General features: G+C 67.3%; 15 protein-coding genes. 8 read left to right on the top strand and 7 right to left on the bottom strand.

Annotated features, from left to right (window positions below; genetic code table 11):
• The first annotated feature begins 409 nt into the window (after positions 1 to 409).
• The 3 genes from OWC43_RS14545 (at position 410) to OWC43_RS14535 (ending at position 5,575) form a co-directional block, all read left to right on the top strand.
• A complete protein-coding gene (locus OWC43_RS14545) occupies positions 410 to 2,629 on the top strand; it encodes a YadA-like family protein (RefSeq protein ID WP_393957158.1) in 2,220 nt (739 codons plus the stop codon).
• A 52-nt stretch (positions 2,630 to 2,681) separates the two neighbouring features.
• Complete coding sequence (locus OWC43_RS14540) at positions 2,682 to 3,257, top strand: invasion associated locus B family protein (protein ID WP_393957157.1); 576 nt, start codon at positions 2,682 to 2,684, stop codon at positions 3,255 to 3,257.
• Between the two features lie 254 nt (positions 3,258 to 3,511).
• A complete protein-coding gene (locus OWC43_RS14535) occupies positions 3,512 to 5,575 on the top strand; it encodes a YgiQ family radical SAM protein (protein ID WP_137831084.1) in 2,064 nt (687 codons plus the stop codon).
• Positions 5,576 to 5,618: 43 nt separating this feature from the next.
• On the opposite strand, the gene OWC43_RS14530 is transcribed toward OWC43_RS14535, so the two are convergent.
• From OWC43_RS14530 to OWC43_RS14515, 4 genes are all read right to left on the bottom strand, one after another.
• On the bottom strand, positions 5,619 to 7,478 hold the full coding sequence (locus tag OWC43_RS14530) for an ABC transporter ATP-binding protein (protein WP_393957156.1): 1,860 nt from the start codon (positions 7,476 to 7,478) through the stop codon (positions 5,619 to 5,621).
• A gap of 346 nt (positions 7,479 to 7,824) precedes the next feature.
• On the bottom strand, positions 7,825 to 8,067 hold the full coding sequence (locus OWC43_RS14525) for a hypothetical protein (protein WP_137831083.1): 243 nt from the start codon (positions 8,065 to 8,067) through the stop codon (positions 7,825 to 7,827).
• A 413-nt stretch (positions 8,068 to 8,480) separates the two neighbouring features.
• Complete coding sequence (locus OWC43_RS14520; RefSeq protein WP_393957155.1) at positions 8,481 to 9,608, bottom strand: alpha/beta fold hydrolase; 1,128 nt, start codon at positions 9,606 to 9,608, stop codon at positions 8,481 to 8,483.
• A 102-nt stretch (positions 9,609 to 9,710) separates the two neighbouring features.
• Positions 9,711 to 10,115, bottom strand: coding sequence for a 4-oxalocrotonate tautomerase family protein (locus tag OWC43_RS14515; protein ID WP_393957154.1), 405 nt, complete (start codon positions 10,113 to 10,115; stop codon positions 9,711 to 9,713).
• 98 nt (positions 10,116 to 10,213) lie between these two features.
• On the opposite strand from OWC43_RS14515, the gene OWC43_RS14510 reads away from it, so the two are divergent.
• Positions 10,214 to 11,062, top strand: coding sequence for a LysR family transcriptional regulator (locus OWC43_RS14510; RefSeq protein WP_393957153.1), 849 nt, complete (start codon positions 10,214 to 10,216; stop codon positions 11,060 to 11,062).
• Between the two features lie 159 nt (positions 11,063 to 11,221).
• On the opposite strand, the gene OWC43_RS14505 is transcribed toward OWC43_RS14510, so the two are convergent.
• The gene (locus OWC43_RS14505) at positions 11,222 to 11,881 is read right to left on the bottom strand and encodes a FecR domain-containing protein (protein WP_393957152.1); all 660 of its coding nucleotides are present in this window, start codon (positions 11,879 to 11,881) and stop codon (positions 11,222 to 11,224) included.
• 538 nt (positions 11,882 to 12,419) lie between these two features.
• On the opposite strand from OWC43_RS14505, the gene OWC43_RS14500 reads away from it, so the two are divergent.
• Positions 12,420 to 12,815, top strand: coding sequence for a DUF3307 domain-containing protein (locus OWC43_RS14500; protein WP_393957151.1), 396 nt, complete (start codon positions 12,420 to 12,422; stop codon positions 12,813 to 12,815).
• 27 nt (positions 12,816 to 12,842) lie between these two features.
• On the opposite strand, the gene OWC43_RS14495 is transcribed toward OWC43_RS14500, so the two are convergent.
• Positions 12,843 to 14,999, bottom strand: coding sequence for a CHASE2 domain-containing protein (locus tag OWC43_RS14495; protein ID WP_393957150.1), 2,157 nt, complete (start codon positions 14,997 to 14,999; stop codon positions 12,843 to 12,845).
• 175 nt (positions 15,000 to 15,174) lie between these two features.
• Between OWC43_RS14495 and OWC43_RS14490 the strand changes: the two genes are divergently transcribed.
• The 3 genes from OWC43_RS14490 to OWC43_RS14480 all read left to right on the top strand — a co-directional run bounded on the left by OWC43_RS14490 (position 15,175) and on the right by OWC43_RS14480 (position 20,172).
• Complete coding sequence (locus tag OWC43_RS14490; protein WP_393957149.1) at positions 15,175 to 16,440, top strand: EAL domain-containing protein; 1,266 nt, start codon at positions 15,175 to 15,177, stop codon at positions 16,438 to 16,440.
• A 735-nt stretch (positions 16,441 to 17,175) separates the two neighbouring features.
• Positions 17,176 to 18,627, top strand: a complete 1,452-nt coding sequence (locus tag OWC43_RS14485; protein ID WP_393957148.1) for a diguanylate cyclase domain-containing protein — start codon at positions 17,176 to 17,178, stop codon at positions 18,625 to 18,627.
• A gap of 489 nt (positions 18,628 to 19,116) precedes the next feature.
• The gene (locus OWC43_RS14480) at positions 19,117 to 20,172 is read left to right on the top strand and encodes a methyl-accepting chemotaxis protein (protein WP_238307955.1); all 1,056 of its coding nucleotides are present in this window, start codon (positions 19,117 to 19,119) and stop codon (positions 20,170 to 20,172) included.
• 231 nt (positions 20,173 to 20,403) lie between these two features.
• Here the strand turns inward: OWC43_RS14480 and OWC43_RS14475 are convergent, their stop codons facing one another.
• The gene (locus OWC43_RS14475) at positions 20,404 to 20,613 is read right to left on the bottom strand and encodes a hypothetical protein (RefSeq protein ID WP_137831075.1); all 210 of its coding nucleotides are present in this window, start codon (positions 20,611 to 20,613) and stop codon (positions 20,404 to 20,406) included.
• Between the last annotated feature and the right edge of the window lie 124 nt (positions 20,614 to 20,737).

Raw genomic sequence — 20,737 nt, 5'->3', positions numbered from 1 at the left:
CTCCGACCGATGCCCCGAGAGCCGATCCGGAGTCACGCTCGATCAGGCCGAGGCTTCGTTGCGAACGTCTTCCTCCCTGTCACCGCAGCCATTGAATACAAATTCGCAAAAGTCCCTCTCAACAAACTTCGCAATCATGCCATCGAAATCTGGAATATGTTTCTCGGTTTTTGGCCGCCAATCCGAAATACTGACTCGATTAATTGCCCATTAACTTTACTTGGCGAACCTCGATCCAAGACGCCATGCAACAAAATCATCCAGCACCGTATTGCCTTAGCCGCAATAGACGTCGCGAACCCACCTTTAGATATACCCAGAAACCGATCTTGGGCCGAACAAGACGCCCTCGATAGCCTCGAATTGCCGCGGCGTTGCGGTCAACGCCGTGTTGAATGGACTTGCCCGCATGTCTGCTCTGTTTCGGCTTTCCCACCTGCTGCGCTTTCGGCCGAATGGCTGCGACCTGCTGGCAACCACCGCACTGACGCTCGGGCTCGGATCGCTGTGCTGTGCGCCGGCATGGGCGCAAGCGGCGGGCGTGAACGTGATCGCGACCGACCCGATCCTCGGCAGTCAACTCCTGGGAACGGCGGCGAGCACCGCCACCGCGCTCGGCGGAGGCGCCACCGTCGCCGCTGACGGAACGATCAGTGCGCCCCGTTACGTCGTTCAGGGCACGGGCCACGGCAGCGCCGGCGACGCGTTCGGCGCCACGGATCGGGCTCTCTCGGCCAATGCCGCCACCATCGCTGCCGCAACGACCGACCTGTCCGGCCTGCGCCGGACGATCATCGACGGCAGCATCGGCCTCGTTCAGCAGGATCCGACGAGCCGCACCGTCACCATCGCCTCGGCCAGCGCCGGCACCCAGATCGACATCACCGGCCTTGCGGGCAACCGCCGCCTGTCGGGCCTGGCCAGCGGCACGGTGGATTCGGACGCCGCGACCCTCGGCCAGCTGCGGTTGAGCGGGAGCGCCCTCGTGCGAGGCCTCGGCGGCGGCGCAGCCCTCGATGCGGTGACCGGCACCGTGACGGCGCCGATCTACAGCGTCGGCGGTCGCCTCTACGGCGATGTCGGCTCGGCGCTCGCCGCCACCAACGCCCTCTCCGTTCAGTACGTGCCGGATGTGAATGGCGTGGCGACCGGACGAATCGACCTGTCCGGCAGGGGCCCGGGCGGCCCGGTGGCGCTGCAAGGCGTGGCGAACGGGCGCGTCGTCGCCGGCTCGACCGACGCCGTCAATGGCGGCCAACTCTCCGCGACCAACGCGGCCGTTGCGGACCTTTCGCTGGCGATCGGATCGGGCAGTACGGGTCTCGTGCGCCAGGACGTGGCGAGCCGCAGCCTGACCGTCGGCGCCAGCACAGACGGCGCCACCGTCGGCTTCGCCAGCGGGACGGGCCAAGCCCGCACGCTGACGGGCGTCGGCAACGGCCGCATCGCCGCCGGCAGCCAGGAAGCGATCAATGGCGGGCAGCTTCAGGTCGGACTGTCCGCCACTGCAACCGCGCTCGGCGGCGGTGCCCGGCTCGGCGCCGATGGCAGCCTGATCGGCCCCCGCTACACCGTGCAGGGCAACACCTATGGCGATGTCGGCTCGGCGCTCGGCACGCTCGACACCGCCGTGACCAACATGACCAGCTCGGGCAGCCGCTACGTCGCGGTCAACAGCACCGGCAACGTGGCACGGGCGACGGGCAGCGAGGGTGTGGCGGTCGGAGCCGGGTCCGTCGCCAGCGCGGCGGGCGGTGTCGCCCTCGGCTCCGGCGCGGTCGCCGATCGGGCGGGCCTGCGGGGCAGCCGGGAGGCTTTCTCGGGCACGAGCGTCGCGTCGGCGGCCGGGGCGGTCTCGGTCGGCACGGCGGGCGGCGAGCGGCAGATCACCCATGTCGCGGGCGGCACGGCCGAGACCGACGCGGTCAATCTCCGCCAGCTCCGATCGACGGGCGACCAGCTTGCGGCCGTGCTCGGTGGCGGCTCGGGATTCGGGGCGGACGGGCGTCTGACGCAGCCGCGCTACGCGGTGCAGGGCAAGAGCTACGACAATGTCGGCGCGGCGCTGGGGGCGCTCGACACCTATACGGTCGCCTACGATGTCGACCCGGCCACCGGCGGGCGGGGGCAATCCCTCACCCTGGCCGGCGCCGATCCGAACAAGCCCGTCCTGATCCGCAACGTCGCCGACGGCATCGCGACGACGGAGGCGGCCAATTTCGGACAGGTGATCCGGGCCAAGGGGGAGAGCGTCGCCTACACGGATGCCAAGTCCCGGGAAACGCTCGCCGCCGCCGCGACCTATACCGACCAGCGCGTGGCGCCGCTGCAGAACCAGATGGCGGGCTTCGGCAGCCAGCTCGCCGATCTCAACCGTCAGATCGGCGATGTCCGCACCGAGGCGCGGCGCGGGGCGGCGATCGGGCTCGCGGCGGCGGCGCTGCGGTTCGACGACCGTCCGGGCAAGCTCAGCGTCGCGGCGGGCGGGGGCGTCTGGCGCGGGGAATCGGCGGCCTCGTTCGGCCTCGGCTACACCCTACCGGACGGCTCGGCGCGCGTGAACGCCACCGGCGTGACGGCCGGACGCGACTTCGGCGTCGGTGCCGGCGCCAGCTTCACCCTGAACTGAGGCGCCGCGCGTGGATCGGTCGTCCCGAGGGCATCGGCGCCCGCTCTCCCGCGTGAGCGGGAAAGCGGGCCTGATCCTCGCCGCGTCGCTGCTGGCATCGGCGCCGGCGGCGGCGCAGCTGCGTGGCCGCCTGCCGGACGGCGACGCCGCCGCCGCGCCGCAGCCGGACTTCCGGATCAAGCCGGCCGAGGGCGCTTCGGCCGAGCCGGGGATCCGCCGGGTCATCCAGACCTTTTCCGGCTGGACCCTGATCTGCGACGAGGCCAAGCGCACCCGCGTCTGCAACGTCTCGCAGACGATCCTCGCCGGGGACGGCTCGCTCGTCTTCAGCTGGTCGCTGGCGGCGACCTCGGGGGGCGAGCCCGTCTTCGTCCTGCGCGCACCGGTGAAAGATGCCGCGCCCCGCACGGTGGCGATCACCGTCGACGCGACCCGGAGCGTGATCCGCCTCGACCGGTGCGACGCCCAGCTGTGCCTGGGCTTCCTGCCCCTCGACGCCCGGCTCGTGCGGGGGATCCGGTCGCGCGCGACCGCAGCTATCCACTACGGGACCGCCGAGGGGGGGCAACCTATCGCCTTCACGACCTCGCTCGACGGACTCAAGGCCGCCATGGCGAGCATCCGCTGAGGCGGATCCCGTCGCGTTCCGGCGAACGAAGGCGTTGCCCGTTCCGGCAAGTTTCGATGTCGGGCGAAGATCGGCCCCGATCGATGAATTCGCGTGCGAGGGCGCCCCGAGAAACAATCCGCTTTTCGGCTGCTGTCCCGGTTCTGCTCCCGGCTCAGGCAGGACGCGAAGCTCAGCCGTGACAGGCCAGCTGCGATCTTCAGCCCCTCGACCTTCGTTGAGCTTGCGGCCCCATTGGCCTATGCAGTGGCCCCATGGCACTCTGTTCTTCTGCCGAACGATCCGTGGCTCCCGTATCCCCGTTGGTCTGCAAACCGCCCCCCTCGGGAGCGGCGGCGCCGTTCCTGCCGATGAGCCGCGCCGAGATGGCGGCGCTCGGCTGGGAGGCCTGCGACATCGTTCTGGTGACCGGTGACGCCTACGTGGATCACCCCAGCTTCGGCATGGCCATTATCGGCCGGTTGCTCGAATCGCAGGGATTCAAGGTCGGCATCATCGCCCAGCCGGACTGGCAATCGGCGGAGCCGTTCAAGGCGTTGGGAAGGCCGAGGCTGTTCTTCGGCGTCACCGGCGGCAATCTCGATTCGATGGTGAACCGCTACACGGCGGACCGCCGGCTGCGCCATGACGACGCCTACACCGCCGGCGGCGAGGGCGGTCGCCGGCCGGATCGCTGCACCATCGTCTACACGCAGCGCTGCCGCGAGGCCTACAAGGACGTGCCGATCGTGCTCGGCGGCATCGAGGCGTCGCTGCGCCGCATCGCCCATTACGATTACTGGTCGGACAAGGTGCGCCGCTCGATCCTGGCGGATGCGAAGGCCGATCTGCTCATCTACGGCAATGCCGAGCGCGCCGTGGTCGAGGTGGCGCACCGCCTCGCGGCCGGCGAGGCACCGCGCGCGCTCGACTCGGTCCGCGGCGTCGCCCTGTTCCGTCGCGTGCCCGAGCATTACACCGAACTGCCCGCCGACGATCTCGACTCCACCGACGAGGCCGCCGCCCGCAAGCCCGGCGACACGGTGATCCGGCTCCCCGCCTACGACGAGGTGAAGGACGACAAGGAGGCCTATGCCCGCGCCTCGCGGGTGCTGCACCGGGAGGCCAATCCCGGCAATGCGCGCCCGCTCGTCCAGCGCCACGGCGACCGCGATCTGTGGCTGAACCCGCCGCCGATCCCGCTCTCCAGCGACGAGATGGATGCGGTCTACGACCTGCCCTACGCCCGCGCGCCGCATCCGTCCTACGGCGATGCGAAGATTCCCGCCTGGGACATGATCAAGTTCTCGGTGACGATCATGCGCGGCTGCTTCGGCGGCTGCACCTTCTGCTCCATCACCGAGCACGAAGGCCGTGTCATCCAGAACCGCTCGGAGGGCTCGATCCTGCGGGAGATCGAGCATATCCGCGACAAGACCCCGGGCTTCACCGGCGTGATCTCGGATGTCGGCGGTCCGACCGCGAACATGTACCGGATGGCCTGCAAGGATCCGAAGATCGAGGCGGCCTGCCGGCTGCCGTCCTGCGTCTTCCCGGACATCTGCCCCAACCTGAACACCTCGCACGACGACCTGATCCGACTCTACCGCAAGGTTCGCGAGGTGGAGGGCGTCAAGAAGGTGATGGTGGCTTCCGGCGTGCGCTACGATCTGGCGGTCCGCAGCCCCGAATACGTCAAGGAGCTGGTGACCCACCATGTCGGCGGCCGTCTCAAGATCGCGCCTGAGCACACCGAGCGCGGGCCGCTCGACCTGATGATGAAGCCGGGCATCGGCACCTACGACCGCTTCAAGGAGATGTTCGACGAGGCCGCCAAGCAGGCCGGCAAGAAGTATTACCTGATCCCGTACTTCATCGCCGCCCATCCCGGAACGACCGACGAGGACATGCTGCACCTCGCGCTCTGGCTCAAGAAGAACGACTACCGCGCCGATCAGGTGCAGACTTTCCTGCCCTCGCCGATGGCGACCGCGACGGCGATGTACCACACCGAAGTCAACACGCTGAAAGGCGTGCGGCGCGGCGGCAGCGAGCCGGTCGAGGCGATCAAGGGCCTGCGGCAGCGCCGGCTGCACAAGGCGTTCCTGCGCTACCACGACCCCGAAAACTGGCCCCTGCTGCGCGAGGCGCTGCGGGAGATGGGCCGCGCCGATCTGATCGGGCCGAGGCCGGACCAGCTCGTGCCGTCCTCGCAGCCGCCGGGAACAGGCCTGGGCGCAGGCAAGGGGGCGGGCAAGGGGCGCGGTCAGCCGCGCCCCGTGTACCGCCCCGGCGGAGGGCAGAGCTTCACCACCAAGGGCGTGCCCCTGAAATCCTGACGACCTTCCGCGTCCGGTCGCTCGATGAGCGAGGGGCGGCGGCCTACCGGTAGGCCGCCGCCTGCAACTCGAACAATTCGGCGTAGCGCCCGCCGTTGCGGACCAACTCCTCGTGCGTGCCGGCCTCCTGCACCCGGCCGTCCCCGAGCACGACGATCCGGTCGGCGCGGCGTACGCTCGAGAAGCGATGCGAGATCAGGAGCGCGGTGCGGCCGAGCGCGAGCGCGCGAAGGCGGGCGAACACCTCGGCCTCGGCGCGCGCGTCCAGCGCCGCGGTCGGCTCGTCCAGGACCAGGACCTCGGACTCGCGCATGTAGGCGCGCGCGATCGCGAGTTTCTGCCACTCGCCCCCGGACAGATCGACCCCGTCCTCGAAGCGCCGCCCCAGCCGCTGATCGTAGCCCGCCGGCAACCGCCCGACCACGGAATCGGCCAGGGCGCGCGCCGCCGCGCCCTCGATGCGGGGCGCATCCGCCCGCGCGGCGATGCGTCCGACCGCGATGTTCTCTCCCGCCGTGAGATCGAAGCGGACGAAGTCCTGAAAGATCACGCCGATGCGCGTTCGCAGGAGATCGGGGTCGTAATCGCGCAGATCCCGCCCATCGAGCAGGATACGCCCCTCGGTCGGGTCGTAGAGCCGGGCCAGGAGCTTGACGATCGTGGTCTTGCCGCTGCCGTTCTCGCCCACCAGCGCTACGACCTCGCCGGCGCGGATCGTCAGGGACAGGTCGCGCACCGCCCATCGCTCCGCGCCGGGATAGCGGTAGCCCACCGCCTCGAACACGAAGCCGTCGCGGATCGGCGTCGGGAACGGCGCGGGATGCTCCGGCGCGGACAGGCGGGGCCGGAGCGCGAGGAACGCGAACAGGTCGTCGAGATACTGCGCCTGGCCCGAGAGTTGGGAGAGGCCGAGCAGCAATCCCTCGACCAGCCCGCGCAGGCGCAGGAAAGCGCCCGCCAGGAACGTCAGATCGCCGAGGCTGAACGTGCCGGTGGCCGTCCGCAGCACGATCACGAAGTAGGCGAGATAGTAGGCGAGCGTGCCGAGGCTGGCGAAGAGTCCACCGGCGACGGCCCGGCGACGGGCGAGGCGGGTGTTCTCGCGCAGCGCCCGGGCGGCGAGTCCGCCGAAGCGCTCGGCGAGGTAGCCGCTGAGGCCGAAGAGCTTGACCTCCTTGGCGCTCTCGGCCCCCGCCCCGAGCTGGCGCATGTAGTCGCCCTCGCGCCGGTCCGGCGAGCGCTGATAGGCGAGGCGATAGCCCTGGCGGTTGAAATGGAGCTCGTTGAGAAAGGCCGGGATCAGGGCGAGCACGAGCAGGACGACGAGCCACGGCAGGAACGCGACGACGGCGACCGCCAGCGAGAGGGCCGTGAGCCCATCCTGAAGCTGGCCCAGCAATTGGCCCATCGGGTTCGCGCGCCAAGCGACCTGGCGCCTAGCGCGCTCCAGCCCGTCCTGCACCGCGGGGTCCTCGAACTGGGCGAGATCGAGGGTGGCGGCATGCGCCATCAGCCGAAGCGTGGTGGCGTTGCCGGTCATCTCGGCCAACACCCCATCGACGAGGCTCGTTGCACGCCCGAGCAGGTCAGAAGCGAGGGCGAGCGCGAGTTCGGCCCCGATCAGTAAGGCGACCTGCCGCAGGAGCGGACTGGTCACCCAGGCCGCGGCGCCCGCCTGGGCCGCGGCATCGGACTGCCCGGCCACGACCGTGTCGACGACGAGCTTGGCGACGTAGAGCGTCAGGGCAGGCACCGCGGCGCGGGCGATGCGCAGCCCGATGCTGAGGAGCGTCAGGGTGCGGTTCGTCGACCAGGCGAGCCGGAAGAGTGCCGGAAAGTGCCGCAGCGGACCGATCCGTGCCGCGGCTGCTCTGCGAAGCCGCTCGATGAATGATGGAAGCAAACCGTACTTCGCGCCGTTCGGGCGTTCCCTGCTGTGTCGAAGGGCGGTGAACCCGTCCCGAGCAGGAATGTTACCGGGTCCGAGGCGGCGGCGGCACACGACATGTTGGCGCCCATGAAGCGGTCGCCGACCGGTACCGAATGGTCCGACGGCGCGTTCCGGCTCCCAGCCAGCGTCACCCGGCCCGCGGCATCAGTGATGCAAACGCTCGGAAGCGACGCTGCCTGAAACCGCGGGACGGCATGTCTGCGGGTGACCGCGACCCACTCTAAGGATTGCCGTCACGCCACCGCTGAACCAACGCGGCGTGCCGAAGAACAGGAAAGAGAGGCTGCAAGCCGCAACCTTAGCCTCCCGGGGTCCAGTCAATGTTGGGGCGTTGCGACAGGATCCGCTCGAAGTAGTTGGCGACCGCCTGCGCGCCATCGGATTGCATCATCGCCACCGGATGCGCGAGGTAGGCCCGGGCGAGATCGAGCGGGATCTGGCCCGCCTGCAGGGCGCCCAGCACCGCATCGATGAACGCATCGTTGGCCTCGTTGAAGTCGCTCGACAGCTTCTTACGGTCGTTCAGAGCCTTGATCGGCATCCTGCAACAGGTCCCCTCTCGATCGAGTGCGTGGCCCCCCTCCTTGGCAGGTATTGCCGGCGGAGGCCACAACCACGCCCTTTCACGGCGCCGCCCGATCGATCTCGGGCAGGTGCTGGCCCTCATCGAGACGGTCGTCAGAGGCGGAGCGCCCAAAGCGGCAAGGCACTTTGTTTTCTCACGCGTCCTCGACCCGGCTGTCTCACGCCGGATGTCGGTCAGGCCCTGGTGGGAACCGCTCCTGCCGCGGAGGATGACGATGGCGGCGATCCCGATCGAGATCCGACGCACGGCCGGTCGACAGCACCTCGACGTGATCGGGGCGGACGGCTCGGCCTCGCCGCAGAAGATCGATGCGATGACCGGACCGGCGAGGACAGGATGTCCCGGCATCGGGACTTCATCCCCCTTCCTCACCTCGGGAGGACATCGATGAGCCGGGACGTGAAACGCTCGGGCTGCTCCTGCTGAACCCAATGGCCCGCCCCCTCGATGAAGGTCGTGCCGATCAGCTTCGGGTAGGTCGTCCGCAGGCGTTCGAGCGCACCGGGCTTGCGGTAGCTGCCCCAATCGGCGGTGCCTGCCATGAAGAGCGTCGGCACCTCGATCCTCCGACCGGAGAACAACGCGATCTCCGCCCGCCCGATCGCGCCGGTATGGCTGCGGAACCAGTTCAGCGCGCCCTGAAACCCCGTGCGCCGGAACGCCCGCACGTAGATCGCGAGATCGGCATCCGGCAGCCACCGGTTGGCCGCTGCCTGTTCCGGGCTCGGCGCGTCAGGGGCGACGGTCGCCGCCATGCCGAGCGCCCGGTCCATGATGTAGTAGGTCGGGAGTGTCGCGAGTTCCTCGGCGGAGCCGCTGGAGAGCGGATGCGGGTGGTTGCCTGGCCAATCCGCGCTCTTCACGTGGAAATAGGCGCGCAGGAATGCGTGCAGGCCCTGCGGCGGGTGAAGCATGTCGTCTTCGGCCTCGGGCGAGGCGAAGAACGCCATGCTGTCCTTGCGCGGACGCGGCAGCGCGGCGAGCTCTTCCGCGAGCGATGGGCCGGGCAGGTTGGCCGCATGGTCGGCATCGTCGAAGGGGAGCGCGGGCGGTCCGTCGAACGGGAAGCTCACCATCGTCAGGAAGCGAAACACATCCGGGCGGACGAGGGCGGCGTAGGCCGCGACCATCGCGCCGACGTCGTGGCCGACCACCGCCGCCGAGCGGTAACCCAGCGCCGACACGATCCGCAGAGCGTCGAGGGCCAGGGCGTGGGTGCGGAACGTCGCCGGATCGGCATGGGCGTCCCAGCCGGTGGTGCCGCCGTAGCCGCGCTGGTCCGGCGCGACCACGTGGAAGCCGGCCTGCGCCAGCGCCGGCATCACCTTGCGCCAACTCCACGCCAGTTCCGGAAAGCCGTGCAGCAGCAGGACGAGGGGACGGCCGGGCGTCTCGAACCCGGCCTCCAGGATCCGCACGCTCATCCCCTCGATATCGTGCAGGCGGCGCTGCCGCAGGCCGGGCAGCGTCGGATCGTCGTCGGTCGAGATGGACATGGCGGCGTCTCCGCGCAGAGGTGGGAGTGGGGCGCCCGCTGCCAGGGCGAGCGCGGCGGCGCCCGCGAGGGCGTCGCGTCGGCTGAGCGGGAGCATGAGGGTTCAGCCCGGATGGGCCACCGCCCACCGGCCGTTCTGCGTACGGCCGCCGTAACCGTAGGCGTCACCGTCGGCGGCATGGACGAGCACGTAGCATTCCTCGTGCAGCCGCCCGAGCAGAGCTTCCATCCCCTCGAACGCCGCCTTCACGAACGCGGTGGTCTCGTCCTTGGTGTTGGTGCCGGTGGTGATCTTGAAGTCCATCCAGAAGGCCGAAAGACCCTCGTCGGTGGGATGCCGGTTGCCGATGAACCACCCCTGGGGGTCGGCCTCCTCGATCAGCATGGCGGTGACGCCCGGATCCTTACCGAGCTTTTCCGCGCCCAGCCGTGCGGCCAGTTCGGCGATGCGGGCGCGCAATTCGGGCCGGGGCGTGGGCGTGACGTAGCGGACGATGATCATCGGCATGGAAGCCTCCTGGGCGTGAATCGCAGGAGCAATCTGGCCGTTGTCGCATCAACGTAGAACGCTATGATCTACTGTCCTTACCATAGCAGAATCATATCATGCTCGATCTCGCTTCGGTGCGCCTGTTCATTCTCGCGGTCGAGTTCGGAAACCTGACGCGGGCGGCGGAGGCTGCGGGCACGGTGCAGCCCGTGGTGAGCGCCCGCATCAAGGGGCTGGAGGCGGCGCTCGGCCGCAAGCTCTTGGAGCGCACGCCGCGTTTCGTGCGACCGACCGAGGACGGGCTGTCCTTCCTCGCCAAGGCGCGGGCGCTGCTGGCGGCGCATGACGACGCCATGCGCTTCGACGACGCGCCGACGGTGCGTTTCGTCATCGGGGCGAGCGACCACGCTCTGGGCACCGGGCTGGAGCACGTGATCCGGCACGTGCGCGCCGCCCTGCCCCTCCGCAGCGCGGTCGAATTGCGCCTGGGCCTGTCGCAGCAGGTTCGCACGGCGTTCGACGAGGGCGAACTCGACGCCGTGATCATCCGGCGCGAGGCGGGGGGCACGGACGGCGAGGTGCTGGGTCTCGACCCCCTCGGCTGGCGATCCACGGACGACGATGTCGTTGCGCCGGACCGGCCGATCCCCCTGGTCACGCTGGGTCCCAATTGCGGGGTCCGCTCGATGGCGGTGCGCCATCTCGATGCCGCCCATCGGCCCTGGCGCGAAGCCTTCGTCGGCGGCTCTTGCAGCGCATTGGTCGCTGCGGTGCGGGCCGGTCTCGGCATCGCCCCGATGGGGGCGGTCGCCTCGGGGCGGATGAGCGACGCGGGTGCGCGCTACGGCCTTCCCGCGCTGCCGCCCTCGGAGATCGTGATGTTCGCCCGTGCCAACTCCCCGGCGGCGGGCACCGCCGCACGGGCGCTGGAGGCTGCGGTGCAGTCCATGTTGCGGGGTGCGTGAGCGGCGCCCGACCCTGTTGGGCCAGAACGCGTCCCGGGTTCGCTCATATCGCCGCGCATTCTCGCGACGAACCGGTTTCCCCTTCGTCGGAATGCTGACCAGGGAGCGCCCGCAGGCGCTCCGGTGACAGCATCGCAGTCAGGAAACAATCCGGTCTCGTTACTGCGCTTTGGCGAAACTGATCGTCTGCACGGCCCGGTTCGTCCGATCTTCGGGCCACGCACCGGCCTGGGCCGGGGCCTTGCCGTCATAGACCATCGTGCCCTGACCCTTCTTCAGCAGCACCGCGCCGCGCTTCGTGCGGACCTCGACCTCTCCGTCGAGCACCAGCACACCGTAGCCACCGTCGATGCGGCCGCCCCACACCGTTGTGCCACGAACGCCCAGCGTCCCCACCGGGGTCTCGATCACGACGTTGCCGCCGGTCGGCCCCTCGATCTTGCCGCCGACGAACAGGAATGCGCCCTGCGCGACCTTCACGCTCATCGCACCGCCGAGATATCCAGGCTTGTAGACGAACTCGTCGACGGTCATGCGGCCCTTCTCGCCGAGCGTCAGCACGGTGCCGTCATCGAGCTTGGCCTCCAGCCTCGCGCCGGGGCCGGTGCGGAGCTTGTCCTTGAACAGCACCGGTGCGGTGGCAGCCAACGGGCGGGTCGTGGTGTCCTGCGTGGCCGATGCCTCGGCTTGGACCTTCTCGACGGCTCCGATGGTGTTCGGCGCGGCGAGGACGGGGGATGCCGCACCCGCCAGAGCGGCTGCAGTGCAGGCAAGCACACAATATTTCATGGTCAGTCCCTTGGGATGAGCAGACGACATGGCGAAGTCAAATTCGACGGAGAGAATTCTGTCGTGAACCGAGATGTGCCTGCCGCTCCGCCTTCAGGGCGGATGGCCCTGTCCGTGCGTTCGACGTTCCGGGACGGACGCTGACCCCTTCACCCAAACGAAGCAGCGATGGGGCGATCGCGGCGCCAGGACTGCTTCCCGCAGGATACAAGATCCCGAGAGATCAGCCGGACCTTAAAAACCTCCGACACTGGCACGCCTCGACCTGCGGACAGCTTTGTTTTCGAACGAGATACGCACTTGATCGCGCAAGGCGGACCAAGCTCATCTCTGAGTCGGATCAGGGCGATCCACGAAACAGCAATTCGCCGCCTCGTTGGCTGGAAGCATCTCATACGACTGCCCATCAGTGCAGGCATGCTATATGTTATTATGAACAAACATCAACGATCGGTTAATTTGAGAATGTATCACCTTTATTTGATTTTTAGGCCGGACGGAGCCTCGTTAGCGGCTTATTGGCTGATCCTCGTCGATGCTGCCGCCCCCGATTTCAGAGGATGCATCGGTGCAATCCCTCAACACAGTCGTGCCCGTCTCGACGTTCAGCCTGCTGCTCGTGCTCATGGCCGCGAAGCATTACGCCATCGATTTCGTTGCCCAGACGGAGTGGATGGCCCGGGGCAAGGAACGCGTCACGGGCTGGCAAGCGCCGCTCGCCGTACATGCCGGCTCTCACGCTCTGGCGACTCTCGTCATCGCCCTTCTGTTCAAGCCGGCATTGTGGTGGATCGCCCTCGTCGATCTTGCAGTTCACGGCCTGATCGATCGCGGCAAATCCCTGATCGCTCAGCGCACCCGGTTCCCGATGACCGATCCGCGCTTCTGGTGGCTGATGGGCTTCGACCAGTTCTTGCACCAAGTCACGAATGTCGGCCTCGTCGTCCTCCTCGTCTTGGGCTGATGGAACTCGCGGGCTGACGGAGCGGCCCTAAGCCGCCATGCGCACATTGCGCTCGCCGACGCGGATGCGGCGTGCGTGCAAGGCCAGGACCGGATCGTGCGGGTCGGCGGCGTGGAGATCGAGGAGCACGTGCGTGGCGGCCTCGTCGCCGACGGCCAAACGATCGAAGGCGTCTAGGTAGGCGCCGTGAATGGCCGATGGATGCCGGACGGGTTCGAAGACATCGACCCCGACGGACTTCCCCTTCAGCATCAACGTTCCGACGGGCCGGAAGGCGTGGCCGGTCACCTTCTCGACCGTCGCGCGCGCGACGCAGATCCGCGTCCCCAGCGCCTTGTTCGCCGCTTCCAGCCGGGCCGCCGTGTTGATGGCGTCGCCGTGCGCCGTGTAGTCGAAACGGCGTTTCCCGCCGAAATTGCCCACCACCGCCGTTCCGGTGTTCACGCCGATGCGTGTCGTTCCAAACGCCACGCCGCTCGCATTCTGGCGTGACTTGAAGCCCAGCGCGAACGCATCGAGGGCGAGCGCGCAGGTCACGGCCCGCTCGGCATGATCCGGTTGATCGAGGGGTGCGTTGAACATGACGTGCACGGCGTCCCCGACGATCTTGTCGACGGTCCCGCCGTGTTCCATCGCGATCGAGCACATCCCGTCGAGATACGCGTTCAGCAACTGCACGAGTGCCTCGGCGCCGGTCGCCTCGGTCATGGCCGTGAAGCCTTCGAGGTCGGTGAACAGGAACGACATCTCGCGCGCTTCGCCCCCGAGCTTCAACCGATCCGGGTCGCTCGCGAGCGCTGCGACGAGATCGGGTGAGAGGTAATGGGTGAACGCCGAGCGCAACCGGCGTGACGCGCGTTCGACGCCGGCGTAACGCACGAGGGCCGCCGCCGCGAACGCCACCAGGATACCGAGACCGATCAAGGTCGGATCGAACAGAAGCCCCGCCTGCGCGAAGAGGACCCAGGCGCCGACCGCCGGAGCCAACAGGAGCAAGGCGGCCACCGGCACCGCTACGGCGAGCGGCGCGAGCAGGCAGACGAAAGCCGCGCCGAGGCCGAGCAGGAGCGTGGTCACCCGCTCCGCGCCCGGCGCCCAGGCCGGGCGGATCAGATGGCGGCCGGTCAGGATTTGCTCCAGAGCGATCGCGTGCAGATCGACGCCCGGTTCGAAGGCCGTCATCGGGGTCGGCCTCAGATCCGACAGGCCGACCGCGCTCGTCCCGATGAAGATCGCGGCGCCGCGCACCCTGTCCTGAAGCTCGGCGCGCTTGACCGGATCGAGCAATCGCCAAGCCGCCAGGGTCGCGGTCGATCGCGCGGTGGGGAAGCGCAGCCGCAACGCTCCCTCGGCATCGAGCGGCAGGTCGATGTCACCGATGCGGACCGTGTACCCGGTGGTGATGCCGCCGGTATCGTCCGCGCGTACCTTGATCGTATCCTCGTCCTGAAGAACGCGGACAGCGTCCAGCGCGAGCGATGGGACGAGACGATCTCCGACCCGAGCGATCATCGGCATTCGGCGCGTGATCTCGTCGGTGCCGGCCTTCAGCGAGAAGCTGCCGTGCCCGGCAGCCGCGGCATCGAGTTCCGGCAGGTTCGTCACCGCTCCGCGAAAACGGAGGAGCCGATCGGGTGAGGCGCGGCCAATGACGGCGAAGGGCGCGATACCGTCGGGTGCCCGGCCGATCGCGTCGTCGACCGGCGCGAACCCCGCCACCACCCGGCCTCGGGCGAAGATGCTGGCCAGGATCGCGTCGTGATCCGGCAAAGGGGCATCCTGCGGCACAGCGCCGAAGCCGAAGCGCTGCCGCCATTCCGGCACGAGGCGCGCGGGCGATGTCCGGTCGGCCTCGGCGAAGACCATGTCGAGGGCGATGACGCTGGCACCGAGATCCTGGAGGGCCGCGACCAAGTCGGCCACGGTCGTGCGCGACCACGGCCATTGTCCATGACGGGCCAAGCTCTCCTCGTCCACATCGACGACGAGGACAGGTGCCGCGCCAGCGCCACGCGGCGTCATCCGCTGCAGGGTATCCGCACCGAAGAGTTCGAGACGTTCGAACGGTCTCGGCAACACCGCATGCAGCAACAGGAGTGCGAGGAGGGCCACGCCACCGGCGATGCCGGGTGCCGCTTGCCGAAGAGACGGAGCGATCCGGCGAGCACTCTGGAAACCAACCATTGCCTCTTCGCTTCCATGCATCGGTGCGACAACTCGGGTGTTGGCACAGCAAAGCTGAAGGACGGTTAAGGATAGGACGATGAAATTGCCAATTTAACGCAGCCTTTGCTGCGCCTTAACGGTCGCACCTTAGGGATCGACCGTCGGCTGAGAAGCCGAGTTAGGGTCCCGCACGGTGAACGCACTGCACACGTCCCTCGACCGCACGCTCGTTCCGGCCGGGTCGCTGTTGTTTTCCGCCGGTGAGCCGGGGGATGCCGCCTATCTGATCGTTGGCGGACGCCTCGAGGTGTTTCTGGCGCGACCGGAGGGAGACATCGTTCTCGCCCATCGCGGTCCGGGTGAGATTGTCGGGGAAATGGCGATCCTCGATCGACGCCCCCGCTCGGCCTCGGTCCGGGCCTTGGAAGACAGCGCACTCGTCGCCGTCACCGAGCAGCAGCTGGCCCATCGCATCGCAGAAACCGATCCCATCCTGTGCATGTGCCTCGGGGTCGTGCTGGAGCGTTACCGCGAGACCGTCGCTCTGCTCGAACAGATGAAGGGCGCGGCTTCGCCGATGCCTGTCCCGGCGTTACGTCCATCGGCGACCGACGGTGTTTTCGCCGCGGCCCTGAACACGCTCGTTCTCGAGCGCGAGATCCGATCCGGCGTCGCGGACGGGCAGTTCGAAATGCATTTCCAGCCGATCGTTCGCCTCGCCTCCCGGCGGCTGGCCGGCTTCGAGGCGCTCATGCGCTGGCGCCACCCGCAACGGGGGCTCGTGCCGCCGAGCGCGTTCATTCCGGTGGCCGAATCGTCGGGGCTGATCGGCGATCTCACCGGCTTCGCGCTCGCCGAGGTCGGCCGGGTCCTGCCCGAGCTCATGCTGGGCGCGCTGCACAATCCGCGTCACATCGATGGTCCGCTGTTCCTCAGTGTGAACGTGTCGGGGCATGACCTCGCCGCGGCCTCGTTCCCTCAGATGATCGCCGATCTGATCTCGCAGACCGGCATCGCCCCGGGCAGCCTGAAGATCGAGGTGACCGAAAGTCTGCTCATGAAAGATCCCGAGCGGGCTGCGGAGGCGTTGGCGGGGTGTCGACGGGCGGGTCTCGGGGTCGCGATCGACGACTTCGGCACCGGCTATTCCAGCTTGAGCTACCTCAGCACCTTGCCCGTCACGACGCTCAAGATCGATCGCGCCTTCGTCCGGACCCTTCTGGTCGATCAGACGAGTCGGCGCATCGTTCAAACCGTTCTCCGCTTGGCCGATGAACTGGAGATACCCGTGGTCGCCGAGGGCATCGAGCATGCGGAGGAAGCCGACCTCCTCACCGAGATGGGCTGTGCTTTCGGCCAGGGCTACCTGTTCGGTCGTCCCGCGCCGCTCGAGGCGGCCATCATGACGATCCGTGAATGGAACGTCGTCGACCGCTCGCTTCAGGCGAAGGCTTCGTAACCTGCCGAGGCACGAGCGGCATCGCCGCGATGGCTGCAAAAGCCGGTGTCGCCATTCGACGGAAATCGGCCCGATCGATGGAATCCATCGCTCACTTCGCGCGGTTCGGCCCCCGCAGGACGACCAGCTGATTTCTGCCGCTGCTCGTGCACTTGGCCCGTCGAGTGTCACCGATTGACCAGCGCCCCGTTGAAGACAGCTGGATGCTTCGTGGCGGCATTCGTCGTGACAGCGGGCGCGGCGGTATCATACGACGATACCTATCCCGATCATGCGCCTCGACTCAGATCTGCCGGCACAGAAACATTTTCCACCACATCGCTGCGACCCAGCAATCAAGCAAATCGAACAATTATCAAATCGATTATATCGTCAAAGCAATTATCCGCAGCAAAACGGCGACCGGCAAATCTAGCTATCACATTTCGTACCAACGAATATCGCAAACTTAAAATACTGCGTAAAAATCAAGTGAATTGGAACTTATGCTATATAGCGCAAGAAATTTAATCAATATCAATGCGTACTGATTATTGTATAATGTCTGCAGACTCCATTACATTGCAACCGGCAATGGCAAGTTGCAGGCCTCAACCCATCAAATTTAATACAAACGGCTCGGATACCGATACGGCCAATTCTCTGACTGGCGCGATACGCATCCTTATACCTTTTTTCTTATAGGCATGGCCTCGTCGCCTGTGCCGGGGCATCCTCGTGATCAGTGAGCGAACCATGGTGGACCCTCAGCGCGAGGCATTGCGCCAGACAGCCCTGATGGAACTCGCTCTGCTCGATACGCCACCCGAGCGCGAGTTCGATGCCCTTGCCAAGCTCGCACAACGCATGGCGGGCACCAGCATGTCCTCGATCACCCTGGTCGATGCGAAGCGCCAGTGGTTCAAGGCGCGCTGCGGGCCACTCGCTGCCGCGACGGCGCGAGCGCAGGCGTTCTGCCCGGTCGTCTTCGAGACCGAGCGGCCCCTCATCGTGGCCGATGCCAGACTCGACCACCGCTTCGTGGCGAGTCCGTTCGTCGTCGGCCGGCCCCATATCCGCTACTACGCCGGCGTTCCCATTCGCGTCCGTCGCGCCGATGGCGACATGGTCACGATTGGAACGCTGTGCGTCCTCGACGAGCGCGCGCGCGCGGAGAGCGACGACGATTTGGAAATACTCAAGGAGTTGGCCTGCGTTGCCGAAGCCCTCATCGAGGCCCGTGCCGCGGCCCTTCGCGCCGCCGAGTGCGCCGACGAACACCTTGTCACCGTAGAACGATTGGAGCGTGAACGCCGTCAGTTCAAGCAGGCTGAACGGATGGCCAATATGGGATCGTACCGTTACGATATCGAGAAGCAGGCGACGACTTGGTCCGACGGTGTCTTCACCATTCACGAACTGCCCGTCATCGGTGGCGTGCCGACCCAGGACATCATGAATCACTTCCCGGAGCCTGATCGCTCCAAATTCATCGATGCCGTGATGCGCACCCTGGATACGGGTGAGCCCTTCGAGATGGAGGCGAACTTCATCACCGCCAAAGGCAATGCCCGACGCGTCCGATGCTCCTGCGAAATCGAACTGGCGAAGGGCAGACCCATCGCCCTGATCGGATTGATCCAAGACATCACCGAGCAGCATGACTTGGAAGAACGTCTGCGGCACCAAGCTCGCACCGATGATCTGACGCAATTGGCCAACAGAGCGGAATTTCACCGCGTTCTCGACGCACGGTTACATGAAATACATGCGCAGGAACGTGACGTCGTCGTGCTCTTGATCGACCTCGATGGATTCAAGGGCGTCAACGATGCCCTCGGGCATGCGGCGGGCGATGCGGTGCTCCGTCGTGTCGCCGATCGGTTGCGGGCTGCCTGCGACGCGCCGTGTCTTCCGGCAAGGCTGGGGGGCGACGAGTTTGCGGTGCTCGTCCCCGCCTCGCTCGGTCGCGAGAAGGTGGATCGACTGGTTCGCCGCCTTCTCCATGATCTCGAGATCGTCGCAAATGGCCAGGGGCACATTGCGCGCGTGACGGGGACCATTGGCATCGCCTGGTCAGACCCGGTCGCGCACGACCGTGACGTGCTCCTGCGTCAGGCCGATGCCGCCCTCTACGCCGCCAAGCGCCGTCGCAAGGGAACGGCGCAGACCTATCATGCCGCGATAGAACAGGCACAGGCGAGCTGAGCGCGCACGCTCACGCTCGATATACCTTCACTTCGGCCAATTCGTCGATCGAGACGACAATATAGGCGTCTAATCTCTTAGAATGGCATCGGAGGAGCGCTCACGCCCTCTGCCTGCCACGGCCCGAATGCGCGACTTGGAGCAGACGGGTTAGGCCCAGCCCCCGATCGACACGGCCGTCGCCTGAATCGTACGCCTCGGCCGGCCCTGCGCTCGGCGTTTTGCTGGCGAGTGGACTGCACCGGAGCGCGCTTGCCCTTTGCCCGCGCTCGCCCCCCGCCAGGGCATACCCGCGAACAGCCGCGGAACGGGCCGCTCGCAGGCGCGCGCCGGCCGACGATGGCGAGCCAATCATCAAGACGTTCGGTTTGTCGGCAGAGCATGCCCGGCCCCAGTTCATTCTGCTCAAAAAACTCACATGACAACTCAATTTACGAATTTTTAATCAGCAAATTCATAAAATCAAAGTATCAATCAGGTCCATCATAGATGACTCAGGCTACAAAGAGCTACCAAGCAACGGGCCTTAACGCTGTCGTTGGTGCCTCGACCGCATCCCTCAAGGCGAGCACGCTCAGCAGCCTCAGCGGCATCAACACCATTACACAGCGAATGCGCCTTCTTGCCCTGAATGCGCTCATCGAGGCTTCACACGCCGGGGTGCACGGCGCTGGCTTCTCGGTGGTGGCTCAAGAGGTCCGCAACGTCTCGGGCGAGATCGAACAGCTCGCCACTGCGCTGGCCACCAATCTGGGGAGCGGCGTCGATACCCTGACCGAGGCGGTGGGACGGCTCGCCGCCGAGGCGCGGTCGGAGCGCTGCGTCGATCTCGCCCTCAATGCCATCGAGATCATCGACCGCAACCTCTACGAGCGCACCTGCGACGTGCGCTGGTGGGCCACCGACGCCGCCGTGGTCGATTGCGCCGCCGACCCGACCGAGGACGCTCGGGCCCATGCGAGCCACCGGCTCGGCGTCATCCTCTCCTCCTACACGGTGTATCTCGATCTCTGGCTGTGCAGCCTCGATGGTCGGGTGATCGCCAACGGGCGCCCCGACCGCTTCCACGTGCGCGACCGCGACGTTCGGGCGGAGCCCTGGTTCGAGCGGGCGCGGCGCCTCGCCTCCGGCGACGAGTTCGCGGTGGCCGATGTCGGACGTTGTGCCGGCCTCAACGGCGCGCAGACCGCCACCTACGCGGCTTCGGTGCGCGAGAACGGCGAGGCGTCGGGGCGCCCCCTCGGCTACCTCGCGATCCATTTCGACTGGGAGCCGCAGGCGCGGGCCGTGGTCGAGGGCGTGCGCCTCGCCGCCGACGAGCGCACCCGCAGCCGCGTCCTGCTCCTCGACGCCGAGAACCGGGTGATTGCCTGCTCGAAGGGCAAGGGCATCCTGTCTGAGCGCTACCCGCTGCGCACGGACGGTGCGGCGCAGGGCACCTATGTCGATGCGGGTGGGCGGCTCGTCGCCTTCCACGCCACGCCCGGCTACGAGACCTATCGCGGCCTTGGCTGGCGGGGCGTCATCGAGCAGGAGCCGAACTGAGGCAGCCGGAATCCGCAATCAATGGCCCGATCGATCTGGACCCGCCACGGCGGACCCGGCGAGGGCCCGAGACGGATCGCGATCAAGCCGCCGGCGGCATCGCCGACATCGAGACGATGGAAGCCGCCTCGGCGAGGGTGGCCGAGAGCATGCGAGCGTTCGGGATCGACCCGTTGAGCGCCGTGAACGTCGCGTGCTCCCCACCAGACTGCCCGAACAGGGCCTCCCGGCCTATCGCAGGGTCGGCGATTCTCCGGGCTTCAAATGGGGATCCTTCCCATCGGGGCCGGTCAGGGCGACGTGATCGTTCAAGCGTCCCAGATGTTCGAAGACGTGCTCGAAGGCGTTCAGGACGGCCTGCTCGAACGCGCCGTCGTTCTTCCCCTGTGCGTCCCTGAGGGCACTCAGCAAGGCACGGTGCTTTTCGGTATCCTCGGACATGTCATCCTCCCGCCCGGCATGAGCGCCAGCCCGGCAAGCCAATCTCCATGACCCACCCTGGTTCCTGCGCATCCTCGATGACGGATCCAGCGCCCGCGCCGTTGCGGCGTCGGGATCGAGGCAC

The sequence above is a fragment of the Methylorubrum sp. POS3 genome (assembly GCF_043352485.1).
Lineage (GTDB): Bacteria > Pseudomonadota > Alphaproteobacteria > Rhizobiales > Beijerinckiaceae > Methylobacterium > Methylobacterium suomiense.
The sequence above is the reverse complement of the archived record's forward strand: the minus strand, read 5'-3'. Positions and strand labels throughout refer to the sequence as shown.

Bases quoted from the DNA above. Each gene is read 5' to 3' on its own strand.
- OWC43_RS14495 (WP_393957150.1), bottom strand. From the start codon at position 14,999: ATGGTTGGTTTCCAGAGTGCTCGCCGGATCGCTCCGTCTCTTCGGCAA.
- OWC43_RS14480 (WP_238307955.1), top strand. From the start codon at position 19,117: ATGACTCAGGCTACAAAGAGCTACCAAGCAACGGGCCTTAACGCTGTC.
- OWC43_RS14545 (WP_393957158.1), top strand. From the start codon at position 410: ATGTCTGCTCTGTTTCGGCTTTCCCACCTGCTGCGCTTTCGGCCGAAT.
- OWC43_RS14535 (WP_137831084.1), top strand. From the start codon at position 3,512: ATGGCACTCTGTTCTTCTGCCGAACGATCCGTGGCTCCCGTATCCCCG.
- OWC43_RS14485 (WP_393957148.1), top strand. From the start codon at position 17,176: ATGGTGGACCCTCAGCGCGAGGCATTGCGCCAGACAGCCCTGATGGAA.
- OWC43_RS14510 (WP_393957153.1), top strand. From the start codon at position 10,214: ATGCTCGATCTCGCTTCGGTGCGCCTGTTCATTCTCGCGGTCGAGTTC.
- OWC43_RS14515 (WP_393957154.1), bottom strand. From the start codon at position 10,115: ATGCCGATGATCATCGTCCGCTACGTCACGCCCACGCCCCGGCCCGAA.
- OWC43_RS14475 (WP_137831075.1), bottom strand. From the start codon at position 20,613: ATGTCCGAGGATACCGAAAAGCACCGTGCCTTGCTGAGTGCCCTCAGG.
- OWC43_RS14525 (WP_137831083.1), bottom strand. From the start codon at position 8,067: ATGCCGATCAAGGCTCTGAACGACCGTAAGAAGCTGTCGAGCGACTTC.
- OWC43_RS14505 (WP_393957152.1), bottom strand. From the start codon at position 11,881: ATGTCGTCTGCTCATCCCAAGGGACTGACCATGAAATATTGTGTGCTT.
- OWC43_RS14520 (WP_393957155.1), bottom strand. From the start codon at position 9,608: ATGTCCATCTCGACCGACGACGATCCGACGCTGCCCGGCCTGCGGCAG.